Origin of the sequence: Duganella fentianensis (assembly GCF_964031615.1) — a bacterium.
In the GTDB taxonomy this organism is placed as follows: domain Bacteria; phylum Pseudomonadota; class Gammaproteobacteria; order Burkholderiales; family Burkholderiaceae_D; genus Rugamonas; species Rugamonas fentianensis_A.
This window is the reverse complement of sequence record NZ_CAXIQN010000003.1, coordinates 175,567-191,320: the sequence shown is the minus strand read 5'-3', so window position 1 is coordinate 191,320 and position 15,754 is coordinate 175,567. Positions and strand designations below refer to the sequence as shown.

Sequence of the window (15,754 nt, the reverse complement as noted above, 5' to 3'; positions counted from 1 at the left end):
ACGTAAGATTCGTCTGGACTGCTGTGCGGTCAGGCGGATCGTGCCCGTAGTTACGCGAGTCTCCGCCAGAAAAATAGTTTTACTACATATTTGGAGATACGAAGTGAGCAAACAAATCCAGAGTTGCGCGCCCATGAACGCGCCGCTACATGTTACCCCTATCGCCTTCGCATGTTCGCTGTTGATGCTGGGAGCCAGCGGCTGGGCCCATGCGCAGGAGCAGAATAGCAATCCACCGTCGTCTAGCGCTGCTGTGACGGCAGCCGGCAGTGAGACCACGCCGGGTATGGCATCAGTCAACGTGACGGGTATCCGTACGGGTATCGAAGCGGCCATCACGATCAAGAAGAATGCTGGCTCGATTGTGGAAGCGGTGTCGGCCGAGGATATCGGCAAGCTGCCCGACAGTACTGTGGCCGAATCGATTTCGCGTCTGCCCGGTGTGACCACCCAGCGTGACAAGGTGACCGGCCGTGCTGCCCAGGTCAGCGTACGGGGGCTGTCGCCGAGCTTTAACGGTTCGCTGCTGAATGGCCGCGAACAGGCATCGACCGGTGATGCGCGCAATCCCGAATTCGATCTGTTCCCGGCCGAGCTGACCGGCTCGGTGCTGGTGTATAAAACGCCCACCGCCGATATCATCGGTCAGGGGCTGGCCGCGACGGTCGATCTGCGTACCCTGCGTCCACTCGACTTCGGCAAGCGCGTGATGGCGGCCGGCGTGCGCAAAGAGCGCATCGGCGTCGATGCGGGCGGCGAGGAGGGGAGTGGTCGCCGCAAGACCTTCTCTTACATTGACCAGTTTGCCGATCGCACGCTGGGTGTTTCCGTCGGTATTACTTCGTTCCGCCAGAATAATGGCGATGAACTGACGTTCGATACCTGGGGCGGGTATATGCCGCTGGTCGATTACAACGGCCAGAAAGTCGGCGTGCCGGGCGGCTTTAAATCGGAAACCACGCACAAGCACACCAACCGCGATAGCGCCACCATGACGCTGCAATACCGTCCGAACGCCAAGTTCAAATCCACCATGGATCTGTTCTATTCGGATGGTAGCGAAGTCAAGAGTGCGGTCGGTATCGAAGGGGCGGTGGCGCTGAATGCCGGTATCTACGATCCGGACGGCGTGCTCAGCAAAGCCACCATTGCCAACGGCATCGCTACCAGTGGTACCTTCAGCAACTACAAGGGCGACATCCGCAACAACACGTTTAATGGCAAGGACCAGTTCAAGTCGATAGGCTGGAATAACGAGCTGAAGCTTGACGACTGGCGTGTGGAATCCGACCTGTCGTATTCGAAAGGCCATCGCTACAATTCCAACTATGAAACCACGGCTGGCCAGCCCGGCAATACGCCCGCCAGCCAGCTCGGCTCGATCAGCTTCAGCGGTTTCAACGGCACCAATTTCGCCGATGTGAAATACACCCCTAGCCTCGACTATACGGACCGCAAAATCATGTTGCTGACCGACGTAGATGGCTGGGGTGGTGGTCCTGCCACGCCACAGGCCGGTTATCTATCGCGTTCGAAAATCGACGATAAGCTCACCAGCGTACGTCTGGCGGCGCACCGCGAAATGGACTGGGGACCCGTGATCGGCGCACACGTGGGCGCTAATCTTAGCCGGCGCGAAAAATCGCGCCTGGGCGACGGTGAAGGCCGTCTGTCCGTGAACGGCGCCGATGGCTATGCTGCCGTGGCCATACCGGGCACCACTACGGCGATCGCCGGTCCGGTGGGCATCCGCGTGGCCAGCTTCGATCCCACCGGTTCGCTCGGTCCGATCTATTCGATGAATACCTGGGTTGATGCCACCGTGCTGGCGCGCGACTGGGTGGTCAAGGAAGATGTGAATACGCTGTATGCGATGGCCGATCTGGATAGCAAACTGTTCGGCATACCGTACACGGGTAATCTGGGTCTGCAGGTGCTGCACACCAATCAGAGCGGGCAGGGCAATCAGGTCGACCAGTCCAAGTGCACCGGCATTACGGTCGATACCTGCCCGTATTCCGTCATCAGCGATGGCGCCAGCTATTACAACGTGCTGCCGAGCCTGAACATGGCGTTTGACCTTGGACGTGAACAGGTGCTGCGTTTCGGTGCCGGCAAGCAGATTTCGCGGGCTAACCTCGACAACATGAAATCGGGCATGTCGTTCGGTCTGCCGACGTCCAGTCCTTACGATCCGGCGCTGTCCGGTTACGGCGGCAATCCCAAGCTGAAGCCGTATGCAGCGCGTTCGCTCGATCTGTCGTATGAAAAATACTTCGGCAAGCATGGCTATGTCAGTGGTGCGGTATTCTTCAAGAAGCTCGACAACTACGTGATCAATGCGCCGCGCGAATTCGACTTCGCACCGTTTGTCAGTGCCACCACGCCACTGCCCCAGAAGGGCGTGTACAAGAACAGCACGATCGGCTTCCTGACCATGCCGACCAATGGCGAGGGTGGCGCGATGCACGGTATCGAACTGGCCGCCAACCTGCCGTTCGGGCTGCTGTGGAATCCGCTTGATGGTTTCGGTTCGGCTGTCAACTATTCCTACACCACCAGCAATGTGCAGTTGCCCGTATCCGGCTTTGTGAACCCGAATAATGCGCCGGTGTTCAATAATCAGGTATCGCAGATTACCTTGCCGGGCCTGTCGAAGAATGTGGCCAGCCTGCGGCTGTACTACGAGAAACACGGCTTCCAGCTGTCGTATAACCTGCGCTACCGTTCGTCGTTCATCGGCCAGATCCAGGATTACCGCAGTGATTCGCAATTCACCTTCATCCACTCGGAATCGATTGCCGACGTACAGGCTTCGTATGAAGTGCAGAGTGGCCCGCTGAAAGGTGTGTCGGTGTTTGTGCAGATGAATAATCTGACCAATACACCGTTCCGCGAATACACCAAGGATCCGAATATCATCACCAATAGCGTCAGCTACGGCAAGTTCTATGCGGCAGGTTTGAACTACAAGTTCTAAGCCTGTGCCATGACTCGCCCCGCAGCGCCCGACTCCGGGTGCTGCGCTGTGTATCCGGCGCCGCCTTGCGCGCTGCCGGATGCTAGTCCGGCCTATGGCCGGCATGTATGCCAATTAAGCAAGCAAATTCTTACTATGATCTCTAGACCTCTAGCGCTACTGTGTGCGCTGACAGCGAGCGCACTCGCCCATGCTCAAACTCCGCTGCCGCAGCGCGCCTGCGTGCTTTCGCCCGCCAAAACACTGGAATTGTGTAGCTTTGCCGAGGCCGGTAAAGCCTGGTATCAGCTCAGTAAAAATGGTGTCGTCATACTCAGACAGTCCGAACTCGGTCTGGCCTTTGCCGGTGAAGCGCGAGCTAAGATCGGTGCGATCACGGCGCAGGAACGTGCCAGCGTTGACACCGAATGGGAACAGCCATGGGGTGAGCAACGCCTGATCCGTGACCATCACAACGAACTGCGTGTGCGCTTTGCGGCGGACACGCCGCAGCGCGGCTTTGACGTGGTGTTCCGCCTGTTTGATGACGGTCTGGGTCTGCGCTATGACTACCGGCAGATCGCGCCGGACAGCGAACAGGCCATCAGCGATGAATACACCAGCTTCCATTTCGCCGACCGCTATCAGGCGTGGTGGTTTGAAGCGCATGACAAGGTCAATCTCGAAGGTGCTTACCGCCACGGCGACCTGGCCAGCGTGCGCAGCGCGGAGACGCCGTTCACGCTGCAGGGGCGTCATACTTATTTGAGTATCCATCAGGCGGCGCTGGTGGACTTCGCCGCCATGTATCTGGAACGCCGTGGCCCCGGCCTGTACAAGGCGGCCCTGTATCCATGGTCGGACGGCATCGCAGTGAAAAAGCGCGGGCCATTCACCACGCCATGGCGTACCGTGCTGGTGGGGGACAGCCCCGGCGCGCTGGCCGATTCGCGCCTCGAACTGAATCTGAACGAACCCAGCAAGATCAGCGATACCAGCTGGATCAAGCCGATGAAGTATGTGGGCGTGTGGTGGGAAATCCATCTTGGCAAGGGCACCTGGAGTACTGGACCGCAGCACGCGGCGAACACGGCGAATGTGCAGCGCTATATGGATTTCGCCGCACGTCACGGTTTTGGTGGCGTGCTGGTGGAGGGCTGGAACCAGGGCTGGGATGGTGACTGGGGCAAAGGTACGGCATTCCGCTTTAGCGAACCGACGCCGGACTTTGATATCGGTGCCATTACCGCTTACGGCGCCAGCAAAGGGGTCAAGCTGATCGGACATCACGAGACTGGCGGCGCCACCGAGAACTATGGCGCCCAGCTGGAAGATGCCATGGCGTTCTACCAGCGTTACGGTGTACCGGCCGTGAAAACCGGCTTTGTCGCCGAGGGCGGGCATTATCCGCGCACGGGGGCTGACGGCAGCCGGCAGCACGAATGGTACGGCGGTCAGTACATGGTGAATTTTCACCAGCGCGTCAATGATGCGGCGACCGCAAGGCAGATCGCCGTGGTGGCACATGAACCCGTCATGGATACGGGCTTGCGCCGCACCTGGCCGAATATGCTGAGCCGCGAAGGTGCGCGCGGGCAGGAGTGGAATGCGTGGGGCAAACCGACCAATCCGCCCGAGCATCTGACCGTGCTGCCGTTCACGCGCATGCTGGCCGGCCCGATGGATTACACGCCCGGCATCTTCGATCTCACGTTCGGCAAGAAAAAGGTGAACCAGCGTGTACAGGCGACGCTGGCCAACCAGCTGGCGCTGTATGTGGTGCTGTATAGCCCAGTACAGATGGCGGCCGATTTGCCCGAGAACTACGAGCGGCACGCCGATGCGTTCCAGTTCATCAAGGATGTGCCGGTGGACTGGGAACGTAGCCGTACGTTGCAGAGCGTGATCGGCGACTACGCAATCGTAGCGCGGCAGGAGCGTGGCGGACGCGACTGGTATCTGGGCGCCGTCAATGACGAGCATAAACGTGCGGTGACCGTCGCGCTCGATTTCCTCGCGCCCAGCGCGCGCTATGAAGCGACCATCTATCGCGATGCTGATACGGCTGACTATTGCAGCAATCCGGTGGCATACCGGATCGAACGGCGCATGGTGAGTGCCAGCGACAAGCTGACACTCAAGCTGGCTGCCGGTGGTGGCACAGCAATACGATTCCGCGCGCTCGACTGAGGCAGCGCTGACCGTAAGCGATTCAGCATAAAAATAACAGGAGACCAGTCTTGAAAAATGTATTTGGCGCTTGTGGTGCCGCGCTCATGCTGCCACTACTCATGCTGACAGGGTGCGGTGGCTCTGCTGCGGGTGGCGCCGCCGCGTCTGCGCCCGCTGCGGTTGTCGTCGCACCGCCGCCCACCACCACCACCACGCCAGCGGTGTCGGTCGAGTCGGCGGGGCAGGCCTACCGTGCGGCCGATGCCTTCGTTTCGGGCGGCACCAGCAAAGGCGAAAGCATAGGCGGCTTTAGCGGCGTCGGCGCGCGCGCGATCTTTACCGTGAATGTGCCAGCGGCCGGCAGCTATGCTGTCAACCTCAATTACGCTAACGCCAATGCCGACGGCCGTACGCTGAGCCTGTACGTTAATGGTCTGCGTATAGGCCCAGTGACGCTGGCGGCCACGGGTGGCGCAGCCATCTGGGGCAGCGCTGCCAGCCGTCTGAGCTTGCGCTCAGGTCTGAACACGCTGATGTACCGTTACGATCAGGGCGATAGTGGCAATGTCGCGCTGCGCTATGTGGCGGTGGAGGGCGGGCAGGCGCTGGCAGCCCGTGGCGCCACGCTCAGCTATCAGGAGTATGAGGCGGAGGACGGTAGTACCAATGCGGTAGTGTCAGGACCTAGCCGCGACTACCGCAGCATCGAAGCGCAATCATCGGGGCGAAAACTAGTCACGCTGAGCCGTACCGGCGACTATGTGGGCTGGGTAGCGACACAGGCGGCGAATGCGCTGGTGCTGCGCTACAGCCTGCCCGATGCGCCCGCCGGTGGCGGTATCGACCGTACGCTGAGCCTGTATGTGAATGATGTGAAAGTCCGCAGTCTGAAGCTGACCTCGCGCTATGCGTGGAACTATGGTGACTTCCCGTACAGCGACGATCCAGCCAAAGGGCAGGCCACGCATTTCTATGACGAGAGCCATTTTAGCGGACTGGAGATTCCGAAGGGCGCGCGCCTGCGGCTACAGAAAGATGGCGATGATAGCGCCAGCTATTACAAGATCGATCTGGTCGATCTGGAGCAGATCGATGCGCCACAGACCATGCCGGCTAACTTTGTCGACATCCGAGATTACGGTGCGCAGGCCGATGACGAAGTGGACGATATGGCGGCGATGACCAAAGCGATCGCCGCTGCGCGTGCAGCGGGCAAGGGCGTGTGGGTGCCGGCTGGACGGTTCATTCTGAGCGGCCGGCCGGAGTTGAATGCAGTGCAGGTGCGTGGCGCCGGCATGTGGTATAGCGAACTGCACGGCATCAATGGCAAGGGCGGCTTTATCGGCCGTGGCAACAACATCACGGTGACAGATCTGCTGCTGAGCAGCGATTCCGTGCAGCGCAAGGATGCCGAAGATAGCCCGGGTCTGGAAGGCGACTTCGGGGTGGGTTCGCTGATCCAGAATGTGTGGGTAGAGCACATGAAGGTTGGCGCATGGCTGGGGTCCGGCAATGACGGTCTGTATCTGGTCAACTGCCGCATGCGCGATACCTGGGCCGACGGGATTAATTTTTCCGGCGGAGTCAGAAACTCCACCGCTAGTCACTTCAGCCTGCGTAACAATGGCGATGACGCCATGGCCATGTGGTCGCAAAATACCGCCAACGTGAATAACACCTTCCGCTTCAACACAGCGCAGGTGCCACTGCTGGCCAACGCTTATGCGATCTACGGCGGCGAAAGTAACAGGCTACTCGACAACATCGGCGCGGACACCGTGGTGTCGGCGGCCGGTATTGCGATCAGCACGCGCTTTAATGCCCAGCCATTTGCCGGCGTGACGGAGGTGCGGCGCAATACGCTGAACCGGACGGGCGGTTACGATCCGGGCTGGAATACCACTTTCGGCGGCCTGTGGATTTATGCCGAAGGTCAGCCCATCAATGCGCCCATCATCGTCGATACGCTGGAACTCAACGATAGCACCTACGATGGTGTGCTGGTGACCTATAACCAGACGGTGACCCAGCTAGCGTTGAGCAATGTCAGCATCAATCGTGCGGGCGGCTACGGTCTGAATTTCGCCGTGCATGGCGAAGGCAGCTTCAGCAACGTGACGGTGCGGGATGCGGCGCAGGGGGGCTTGAACAATCCCTATCCGTACTCGATCGTCCGCGGCAGCGGCAATAGTGGCTGGTAAACTGGCGCGCGCTGTTACACTATCCAGATGAAAATCTTTCTTATCGAAGACGATATCGGCATCGGCAGCGCACTGCTGTCGGTGTTCCAGAACGAGGGTTACAGCGTGGTCTGGTGCCGCCTCGGTGGCGATGCGCTCGAGCGCGTTCGGGCCGAGCATTTCGATCTGGTACTGCTCGATCTGGGGCTGCCCGATAGTGACGGCGTGGAAATCCTTGCGGCGCTACGCACGGGCGGCTATACCTTGCCCGTGCTGGTGATTACGGCACGGGAAAGTCTGAATGACCGGCTGGGCGCATTTTCGCTTGGCGCGGATGACTATCTGATCAAGCCGTTTGCAATCCCCGAACTACTGGCGCGTTTGCGCGCAGTGGTACGCCGCGCCGGCCTGTTGCCGGACAGCGCAGAGCGCGAGTGGCGCACGGGGGCGCTGGTGCTCAACGAGCGGCGCAAGTCGGTAACGCTGGCGGGCGAACCGTTGGCATTGTCGAAGACGGAATTTGCCCTGCTGCTGAGTTTGCTGCAGCAGGCTGGCCGGGTGATTACCCGTGATGATATCGAAGCCCGCGTACTGCCGCATAGCGAAGGCAAGACACTGGATGTGCATATTTTCAATCTGCGTAAAAAGATCGGCGATGGCTATATCCGCACCGTGCGCGGGGTCGGCTATATGATCGCGTCGGACGATGCCTGAAGGAGCGGCTTGTCTTCAGGGGCGGGCCCTTGCGCGGGCGGCCAGTAGTCCGGCTATCAGTAGGCTGTTCATCAGCAGATAGGGTAGTAACGGATCCTGTCCGCACGGTGGGCCTAGCACCAGTCTGGCGCTGGCTGGTACAAACGACGCCAGCGCAATTTCGCTGATGATGACCGCGCCGTTGCCATGCTGCTCACATTGTGCCAGAGCGTCCAGCATGACGGCATCGGGCATGCGCTGGCAGAAGAATAGACCGCTGGCGCGGCTCGTTAGTCCGTCCGGGGTCGTGAGCGGCCAGTGGCCCGGGGCCGGTATGCTGGCGGGTAAGCCGTGCCGCAGCAGACTATCGCGCGCGTGCAGCGCTGCCAGTCCAAGCGGATACTCGGCGACGCAGGCAATCTGTGGCGCCTGTGCCAGCAGGCGGATGGCGTGTTCTGTGGCCGCGCCAGCGAGAACTGGGCGCAACTGTGCAAGGCTGGCGGCGGCCTCGTTCAACAAGCTTGTGGCGTCATCATCCGCGGGTACTTCGGCAGGCAGGAACAGGCGTGGCGCTTCATGCCGGCTCAGGTGAGCTACCAGCGCCTGCTTAAGCTCGGTCAGTCCCGAGTAACCCATGCTGCGGCAAAAGCGAATGATGCTAGGCGCACTTGTCTGCGTACGTTCAGCGATGACCGACGTCGTGCTGCGGGCAAATGCGGGCGGGTCTTGTAGCAAACACTCGGCGACTTTGCGCTCGCTGCGCGTCAGTCGCGGCATAGCCCGGACTATCTCGGCCAGCAGCGGATTATGTCCGCTGCGTCCGCCTGCGTCGAGCCAGTGCACATTCATGCTCAAGGCCGGATGGGCGCGGCACAATGCTGCGCAATGAACTCAGCGTGGTCGGGCATCTGCGCCACACAGCTGGCAATCACGTCACTGATGTCGCCCAGATAGTCGGCCACTTCGCTATCTTCAAGCACGTCCGCTAGCGGGTGGTGGCCTTGCGGCGTGATGCCCTGACCAAGCAAGACCTGTAGCCATGCCACTTCGGAGAATAGCTCGTTATCGGTGCGCACGATGCGGCCCCGTGAACGGTAGAGCTCGATCTTGCTGCTCAGCGTGGCGGGAATCGGCATGGTGCGGCAATAGTCCCAGAATGCGCTGTCGTTACGGCGTGTGGCGTGGTAGTGCAGGATGATGAAGTCGCGGATGCGTTCGATTTCGAAATCGCTCTGGCGGTTGAATTCGGCCACGTCCGGCGCGCTGAAACCCTGGTCAGGGAAGAAGCTGATCAGGCGGGCAATGCTGGACTGGATCAGGTGGATGCTGGTGGATTCCAGCGGTTCGAGGAAACCCGACGACAGGCCGATGGCCACCACATTGCGGTTCCACGTCTGCTTGCGGCGGCCTGCAGTAAAGCGCAGCAGTCTGGGATCGGCCAGCGGGTGGCCATCCAGATGCTGCATCAGCAGATCGAGCGCCTGCTGGTCCGTCATAAAGTCGCTCGCGTAGACATGCCCATTACCGGTGCGATGCTGCAGGCCGATGCGCCATTGCCAGCCAGCCGGACGTGCCGTAGCGCGCGTATAGGGCAGCACGGTGCTGGTAGTGCTGCAAGGCACTGCCCAGGCCCGGTTGCACGGCAGCCAGTGGCTCCAGTCTTCAAAGCCGGTGTGCAGTGCCTGTTCGATCAGCAGCCCATGGAAGCCGCTGCAATCAATGAAGAGCTGGCCGTTGACGATAGCGCCATCGTCCATGCGCACGGCTTCGACATGGCCATCCGCCGGGCGCAACAGGGTTTGCACCACCTTGCCTTGCAGGCGGCGCACACCGCGCTGCTCGCTATACTGGCGCAGATAGCCCGCGTAGCGGCCGGCGTCGATATGGAAGGCATGAACGATGTCGGCCAGCGGCGAGTTGGCGTGCGAACGGTCGGCGCGCATGAAGCGGTTTTCCAGCGCGGCCATCTGGTTAATCGAGTAGCGTTCGATGGGGGCGGCCTTGCCGCTCTGTTGCATGCGCAGCCAGTACTGGTAAAACGGCAGCGTAGCGAGTTGCTGACCGAAGATGCCGAAGCCGTGCATATAGCGTTCACCTAGCTGCCCCCAGTCGCGGAATTCGATGCCGAGCTTGAAGCTGCCCTGGGTCGCGCGGATGAATTCGTTCTCATCGATGCCCAGCACTTTGTTAAATAGCTGGATCATGGGTATCGTCGATTCGCCCACACCCACGGTGGCGATTTCGTCCGATTCGATCAGGGTGAGCTTGACTTTGCCCTCAAGGATTTTGGACAGCGCGGCCGCCGTCATCCAGCCGGCCGTGCCGCCGCCGACAATGACCACGCTGGTAATGTTCTGTTGCGTCATGGCTGTTCCTTTAGCAAGATGCGGTAGCCCCAGGCGGGCAGCGTCAACTCGCTGGCCGGATTTATCGTTACGGCCTCGCCGCTGGCGAAGTCGCGGTAGCTGCCCAGTTGTGGTCCCGCGTCGAAGCGGGCTACGACGGGGCTAGCGCTCAGATTGAATACGGCAAAGACTTTGTCGCGCGGATTCTCGCGTACAAAGCTGAACACCTGCTTGGGCGCTTGATTGCGCACCTGTTGCATGCGTGCGCCCCACGCGCCGTTCCATAGCGCGCTATTGCGGGTTTTTAGCGCGAGTAATTTCTTGAGCAGTGCGCCCTGAGGCGCATCTTGCCAGACGATAGGATCGCGCTCGAAGAAAGCCAGCCGTTTGCGGTTGCCGGCTTCCTGACCGTTATAGATCATCGGTATGCCTTCGCTGACGAAGGAAAACGCGGTGACGGCGTCCACGGCTGCACCGAAGATTTCATACTCGCTTCCTTCCCACGCATTTTTGTCATGGTTGGTGCTATACAGCATGCGATATGCCTGTTGCGGATAGAACTTCTCATTCCACGCATAGTAGCTGTACAGCGCTGTAGCATCGGCTTTGCCTTCGACGATGTTGCGCAAACTATCCCACCAGGTCCATGCATAGCTGGCATCGAAAGCCAGCGCATGCATGTCGCGGCTCTCCCATTCCGCCAGCATGAAGACCGGCTTTATCTGGCGCAGTTCGCGACTCGCGTTGTCCCAGAAATCCTGCGGCACGAGTCCGGCTGCGTCGGCACGGTAGCCATCGATGCCCGCTTCGCGCACCCAGAATTTCATGGCTTCGGTCATATAGCGACGCAGTTCTGGCTGGCTATAATCAAGATCGATGATGTCGTCCCAGTCGTACCACGGGGTAGGGTGGGGCCGACCCTGTGCATCGTGCGCATACCATTCGGGATGGCTGCTGCGCAGCACATTGTCCCAGGCGGTATGGTTGCCCACCCAGTCCAGTATCACATGCAGGCCTAGTGCATGGGCACGCTCGACAAAGTGTTTGAGATCGGCCAGCGTGCCCAGTTCCGGATTGACGGCCATGAAGTCGCGTACCGCATACGGACTACCGAGTGTGCCTTTGCGCCGCACCTGTCCGATAGGATGGATGGGCATCAGCCAGAGGATGCCGACGCCCAGTTCTTTCAGGCGCGGCAGCTGCTGTTCGGCAGCCCGCAAGCTGCCTTCGGGTGTGAACTGGCGGGTATTGATCTGGTAGATGCTGGCATGCTTGCTCCACTCGGCGTGCTCGAACTGTACGTAGGGCCGAGGCTGGTAGTCTGGTGCCGCCATGCTGAGCGGCGCCGAGAGCATGCAGGTGTAAAGGAATAGGCGGTGTAAGAGCGTAGTCATGTTGGTTGCGTTGAGCCGCGAAAAAAAGCCGTGCCGCGGCACATGGCGGCACGGGAAAGCGCACTAGGATGAGAGGCAATGCGGGGCAGATAGTGAAAGAGAAGCGGGCGCGCGTCAATCTGGCGGCGCCGCAAAAATGAAGCAAGTCTGAAGATTCGGCCAGCTATGGCCAGCCCGAATTAATTTAGCTGGGCCATAAACCAGTTGCGGAAGCGCACGCAGGCATCGTCCTCGGTCTTGTCGGCGCGGTAGGCCAGATAGTGGCGCGTATCTTCCAGTACCAGTTCCTGTTCGATAGGCTTGGTGAGCAAGCCGCTGGCGATGAGCGGCGCTACCAGATGATGGAAGCCTAGCGCCACGCCCTGACCATTCAGCACCAACTGGACTAGCAGGTTGTAATCGTTGGCGTTGAAGAAGTGCGCGCCGGTCTTCATGCGCTGCTCCAGATCCAGATGGTGGATTGCCAGCCACACGCTCCAGTCCACATGCTCGGCCACTTGGGCACGCCCATGCGGACTCAGGTTGAGCAGCACGGCGTCGCGCAAGCCCTCCAGCGTGCCGATCTGCGGATGCGCGGCCAGATAAGCGGGCGTGCAGACCGGATAGATGCGGTCATGAAACAGCGGCAAGCTGATATAGCCATCCCGCACGCGCGCCATCTTGGTGATGAAGATGTCGGGATGGATGCCCGGTTCGAGCGCCGCGAAATTCTGCGTCGTCACCAGATCGAGATCGATGTCCGGATGGGCACTCAGAAAGTCGGGCAGGCGATGCGCCAGCCACAGGCCGGAGAAGGCCGGTGAGCAGCACAGCGTGACGGTACGCCGTGCATGCTGGCCGTAATCCTTGCGCACGCGCGCGGCGGCTTGCGCAATGTTGATGAAGGAAAGCTGGGCGGCTTCGAAAAAGATGGTACCGGCACTGGTCAGCCTGACCGAACGGCCGACGCGCTCGAACAGGCTGGTGCCCAGCTGTTCTTCCAGTTCGCGGATCTGCCGGCTGATGGCGGCCTGGGTTACGCACAGCGCCTGCGCTGCGCGGGTAAAACTCTGATAGCGCGCGGCGACGACAAAACATTTCACGGCCCGCAGGGACGGCATCTTCAGCAGTAACTGGTCAGTTGACGGGTGATTATTCATAACGTCTGGTTATCAATTCCCTGCATAAAAGGTCGATTGTGGGCGAAGCGGGGATAAAAGATTATATCGATACCAACTTGAATACGTTGGAATAAAAAATATAGCGCAGTTAAGGGAGGCACTATGCAAAAAATCAGCGCACTACCAAAGGATGACGCGCTGTGTGGCTGGTATCACACAGCACCTGCCCGTCAGGCGCGTCCGGCGCACTCCGGCGAAACTCACACGCGCTGGGCGGTGGTGGGCGCCGGCTATACGGGACTGGCGGCCGCGCGCCAGCTAGCACTCAATTTTCCGCACGATGAAGTAGTGCTGATCGAGGCACAGGAAGTGGGCTTCGGTACTTCGGGCCGCAACGCCGGCTTTGCCATCGATCTGCCGCACGATATCGGCGCCGACGACTACATCGGCGATATCGGCATCGCCCGTACCACGCTCAAGCTCAACCGGCTGGGCCAGAACATGCTGCATACGCTGGTGCAGCAGCACCAGATCGATTGCCATATGCGGCCTAGCGGCAAATATCAGGCTGCCGTCGAACCGCGCGGCATTGCAGTGCTGGAAGCCTACCGGCGCGGGCTCGACAAGCTGGGCGAACCGTATGAAATCATCAGCGGCGCAGACTTGCCGTCCCATCTGGGCACCGACTTCTACCGCCAGGCGCTGTTCACGCCGGGCACCATGCTGCTGCAGCCATCGGCACTGGTCAAGGGACTGGCCGATAGCTTGCCGGCCAATGTCACGCTGTATGAAAACACCGCCATCAGCGCGGTGGAATACGGCAGCAAGATCGTGCTGTCGCACGCACACGGACGCATCGTTGCCGATCAGCTGATACTGGCCAATAACGCCTTCGGCGCGCGCTTCGGTTTCCTCAAGCATACGGTGCTGCCGATGTATCTGTATGCGAGTCTGAGCCGTCCACTGACCGAAGCAGAGCAGGCTGCGCTGGGCGGCAAATCGTTCTGGGGCGTGATACCGGCCGATCCGTTCGGCAGCACCGTGCGCCGCACGCATGATCAGCGCATTCTGATGCGCAATAGCTTCAGTTTCAATCCGCGCCAGCAGTCCAAACCCGGCTGTCTGCAGCGTTTTGCCCAGCAACATCGCCGCTCGTTCGAGCGCCGTTTCCCCATGCTGCCCGAGGTCAGCTTCGACTACACGTGGAGCGGCTCGCTGGCGCTGACGCAAAACCATAAGAGCTTCTTCGGCCAGCTGGCGCCGAATGTGTATGGCGCGCTGTTCTGCAACGGTCTGGGCGTGACGCGCGGCACCGTGACGGGTGCACTGCTGGCCGACATGATCGCTGGCAAAAAACATGAGCTGATCGATTTCCTGATCAGTGATTCGGGGCCGAATACCTTGCCACCGGAACCCTTCCTGTCACTCGGGGTGAATGCCACCCTGTGGTGGGGACAACGACAGGCGGGCAGAGAAAGTTAAACGCACTACATAAAACCGCAGAACTAGAATTACTAAGGAGACAATCTGCCATGAACCACAGCACTGCTGCCGCAGCACGCCCATCGCGCATATCGATCGAGGATGTGCCGCTCAATAAATTTCACCAGCTAATGACCGTCCGCTCGGGCGGCGGCTGGATACTCGATGGCTATATTCTGAGCATTATCGGGGTCGCCATTGTCCAGTTTTCCGACTACCTGAAACTTGATTCCTTCTGGCAGGGGATGATTGCCGCCGCGGCCATGCTGGGCACTTTTATCAGCGGCTTCCTGGGCGGCTGGCTGACTGACCGGATCGGACGACGCCGTCTGTATTTCGTCGGCCCGATACTGTTCATCGTCGGTTCGCTCGGCACTTTCTGGGTTGAATCGGGCACCTCGCTATTCCTGCTGCGTCTGCTGATCGGCATGGGCGTGGGGCTTGAATATCCGGTGGCAGGGTCGCTGCTGACCGAGTTCCTGCCGCAGAAGAATCGCGGCCCGCGTCTGGCCGGCCTGACCATATTGTGGTTTGTCGGTGCGGCGCTGTCCTATATCTTCGGCAATTTCATTCTGGCCCATGGCGGCGAGCAGGGCTGGCGCATGGTACTGGCCAGTTCCGCAGTGCTGGGTCTGGTGCTGCTGCTGGTGCGACTGGGCACGCCGGAATCGCCACGCTGGCTGGTTAATAAGGGCCGCTACGACGAGGCCGAACGCATCATCAAGCAAGTGTATGGCGCTAACTTCTCGCTGGCGAATATGCCGCCGGAAAGCACTGAAGCCAAAGTCTCGCTGGGCAATCTGCTGCACTCGGGTTATGGCAAGCGCATGCTGTTCGTGATCGTGTTCTGGACCGCTGCCGTGGTGCCGATGTTTGCCGTGTATTCGTTCGCTCCCGTCGTGCTGCAGGCGCTGAATCTGAAGGGCAACTGGGCCGCCTATGGTTCGGTGCTGATTACGCTGCTGTTCGTGCTGGGCTGCGTGATTGCCACGCGTCTGATCGATAGCATGGGTCGCCGTCCGCTGATCATCCACAGCTTCCTGTGGTCGACGCTGGCTTTGCTGGGGCTGGGAGCGCTGTCGCATAGCGCCGAAGCGTTAGTACTGCTGATGTTCGGCGCCTATGCCTTGTTCATCGGCGGCGCGCAGGTGCTGGAACTGGTGTATCCGAATGAACTGTTCCCGACCGAAATCCGCGCGTTTGCCGTCGGTATCGGCTCGTCCATGACGCGGGTTGGCTCAGCCATCGGCACCTGGCTGGTTCCTATGGCGCTGCATAACTTTGGTATCGGCAACACCATGTATGTCGCTGCAGGCGTGTCCTGTGTCGGCCTGCTGGTATCGGTCTGGCTGGCGCCGGAAACGCGTGGCATGAGCCTCGAACAGGCTGCCTCGCTCAAGCGCTAATGCACTAAAGCACCGAGCGCTCA

At 60.2% G+C, this 15,754-nt stretch carries 10 protein-coding genes; 6 read left to right on the top strand and 4 right to left on the bottom strand.

The annotated features are described in order from the left end of the window. Positions 1 to 103: 103 nt before the first annotated feature. The 4 genes from ABNT42_RS01665 to ABNT42_RS01650 all read left to right on the top strand — a co-directional run bounded on the left by ABNT42_RS01665 (position 104) and on the right by ABNT42_RS01650 (position 8,025). Positions 104 to 2,980 carry a TonB-dependent receptor gene (locus tag ABNT42_RS01665; protein ID WP_348693148.1) on the top strand — a complete coding sequence of 959 codons (2,877 nt, stop codon included), beginning with the start codon at positions 104 to 106 and terminating at the stop codon, positions 2,978 to 2,980. A gap of 135 nt (positions 2,981 to 3,115) precedes the next feature. Further along, complete coding sequence (locus ABNT42_RS01660) at positions 3,116 to 5,149, top strand: glycoside hydrolase family 97 protein (protein ID WP_348693145.1); 2,034 nt, start codon at positions 3,116 to 3,118, stop codon at positions 5,147 to 5,149. 86 nt (positions 5,150 to 5,235) lie between these two features. Beyond that, positions 5,236 to 7,332 carry a glycosyl hydrolase family 28-related protein gene (locus tag ABNT42_RS01655; protein WP_348693142.1) on the top strand — a complete coding sequence of 699 codons (2,097 nt, stop codon included), beginning with the start codon at positions 5,236 to 5,238 and terminating at the stop codon, positions 7,330 to 7,332. Between the two features lie 27 nt (positions 7,333 to 7,359). Then, positions 7,360 to 8,025: a response regulator transcription factor gene (locus tag ABNT42_RS01650; protein WP_348693140.1), complete on the top strand. Its 666-nt coding sequence runs from the start codon at positions 7,360 to 7,362 to the stop codon at positions 8,023 to 8,025. Between the two features lie 15 nt (positions 8,026 to 8,040). On the opposite strand, the gene ABNT42_RS01645 is transcribed toward ABNT42_RS01650, so the two are convergent. From ABNT42_RS01645 to ABNT42_RS01630, 4 genes are all read right to left on the bottom strand, one after another. Continuing rightward, positions 8,041 to 8,853: a hypothetical protein gene (locus tag ABNT42_RS01645; RefSeq protein WP_348693138.1), complete on the bottom strand. Its 813-nt coding sequence runs from the start codon at positions 8,851 to 8,853 to the stop codon at positions 8,041 to 8,043. Positions 8,854 to 8,855: 2 nt separating this feature from the next. Further along, positions 8,856 to 10,370: a tryptophan halogenase family protein gene (locus ABNT42_RS01640; RefSeq protein WP_348693135.1), complete on the bottom strand. Its 1,515-nt coding sequence runs from the start codon at positions 10,368 to 10,370 to the stop codon at positions 8,856 to 8,858. Next, positions 10,367 to 11,743 carry an alpha-amylase family glycosyl hydrolase gene (locus ABNT42_RS01635; RefSeq protein ID WP_348693132.1) on the bottom strand — a complete coding sequence of 459 codons (1,377 nt, stop codon included), beginning with the start codon at positions 11,741 to 11,743 and terminating at the stop codon, positions 10,367 to 10,369. The genes ABNT42_RS01640 and ABNT42_RS01635 overlap by 4 nt, the downstream gene beginning before the upstream one ends. A gap of 179 nt (positions 11,744 to 11,922) precedes the next feature. Then, positions 11,923 to 12,882, bottom strand: a complete 960-nt coding sequence (locus tag ABNT42_RS01630) for a LysR substrate-binding domain-containing protein (protein ID WP_348693129.1) — start codon at positions 12,880 to 12,882, stop codon at positions 11,923 to 11,925. A 123-nt stretch (positions 12,883 to 13,005) separates the two neighbouring features. Here ABNT42_RS01630 and ABNT42_RS01625 point away from each other — a divergent pair, with 123 nt between their 5' ends. Together ABNT42_RS01625 and ABNT42_RS01620 are read left to right on the top strand one after the other, a co-directional pair. Then, a complete protein-coding gene (locus tag ABNT42_RS01625) occupies positions 13,006 to 14,325 on the top strand; it encodes an FAD-binding oxidoreductase (RefSeq protein ID WP_348693126.1) in 1,320 nt (439 codons plus the stop codon). A 50-nt stretch (positions 14,326 to 14,375) separates the two neighbouring features. After that, on the top strand, positions 14,376 to 15,731 hold the full coding sequence (locus tag ABNT42_RS01620; protein ID WP_348693122.1) for an MFS transporter: 1,356 nt from the start codon (positions 14,376 to 14,378) through the stop codon (positions 15,729 to 15,731). Positions 15,732 to 15,754 lie beyond the last annotated feature (23 nt).

Excerpts from the sequence above, each read along its gene's own strand:
- ABNT42_RS01635 (WP_348693132.1), bottom strand. The coding sequence starts at position 11,743 with ATGACTACGCTCTTACACCGCCTATTCCTTTACACCTGCATGCTCTCG.
- ABNT42_RS01640 (WP_348693135.1), bottom strand. The coding sequence starts at position 10,370 with ATGACGCAACAGAACATTACCAGCGTGGTCATTGTCGGCGGCGGCACG.
- ABNT42_RS01625 (WP_348693126.1), top strand. The coding sequence starts at position 13,006 with ATGCAAAAAATCAGCGCACTACCAAAGGATGACGCGCTGTGTGGCTGG.
- ABNT42_RS01650 (WP_348693140.1), top strand. The coding sequence starts at position 7,360 with ATGAAAATCTTTCTTATCGAAGACGATATCGGCATCGGCAGCGCACTG.
- ABNT42_RS01630 (WP_348693129.1), bottom strand. The coding sequence starts at position 12,882 with ATGAATAATCACCCGTCAACTGACCAGTTACTGCTGAAGATGCCGTCC.
- ABNT42_RS01655 (WP_348693142.1), top strand. The coding sequence starts at position 5,236 with ATGCTGCCACTACTCATGCTGACAGGGTGCGGTGGCTCTGCTGCGGGT.
- ABNT42_RS01645 (WP_348693138.1), bottom strand. The coding sequence starts at position 8,853 with ATGAATGTGCACTGGCTCGACGCAGGCGGACGCAGCGGACATAATCCG.
- ABNT42_RS01620 (WP_348693122.1), top strand. The coding sequence starts at position 14,376 with ATGAACCACAGCACTGCTGCCGCAGCACGCCCATCGCGCATATCGATC.
- ABNT42_RS01660 (WP_348693145.1), top strand. The coding sequence starts at position 3,116 with ATGATCTCTAGACCTCTAGCGCTACTGTGTGCGCTGACAGCGAGCGCA.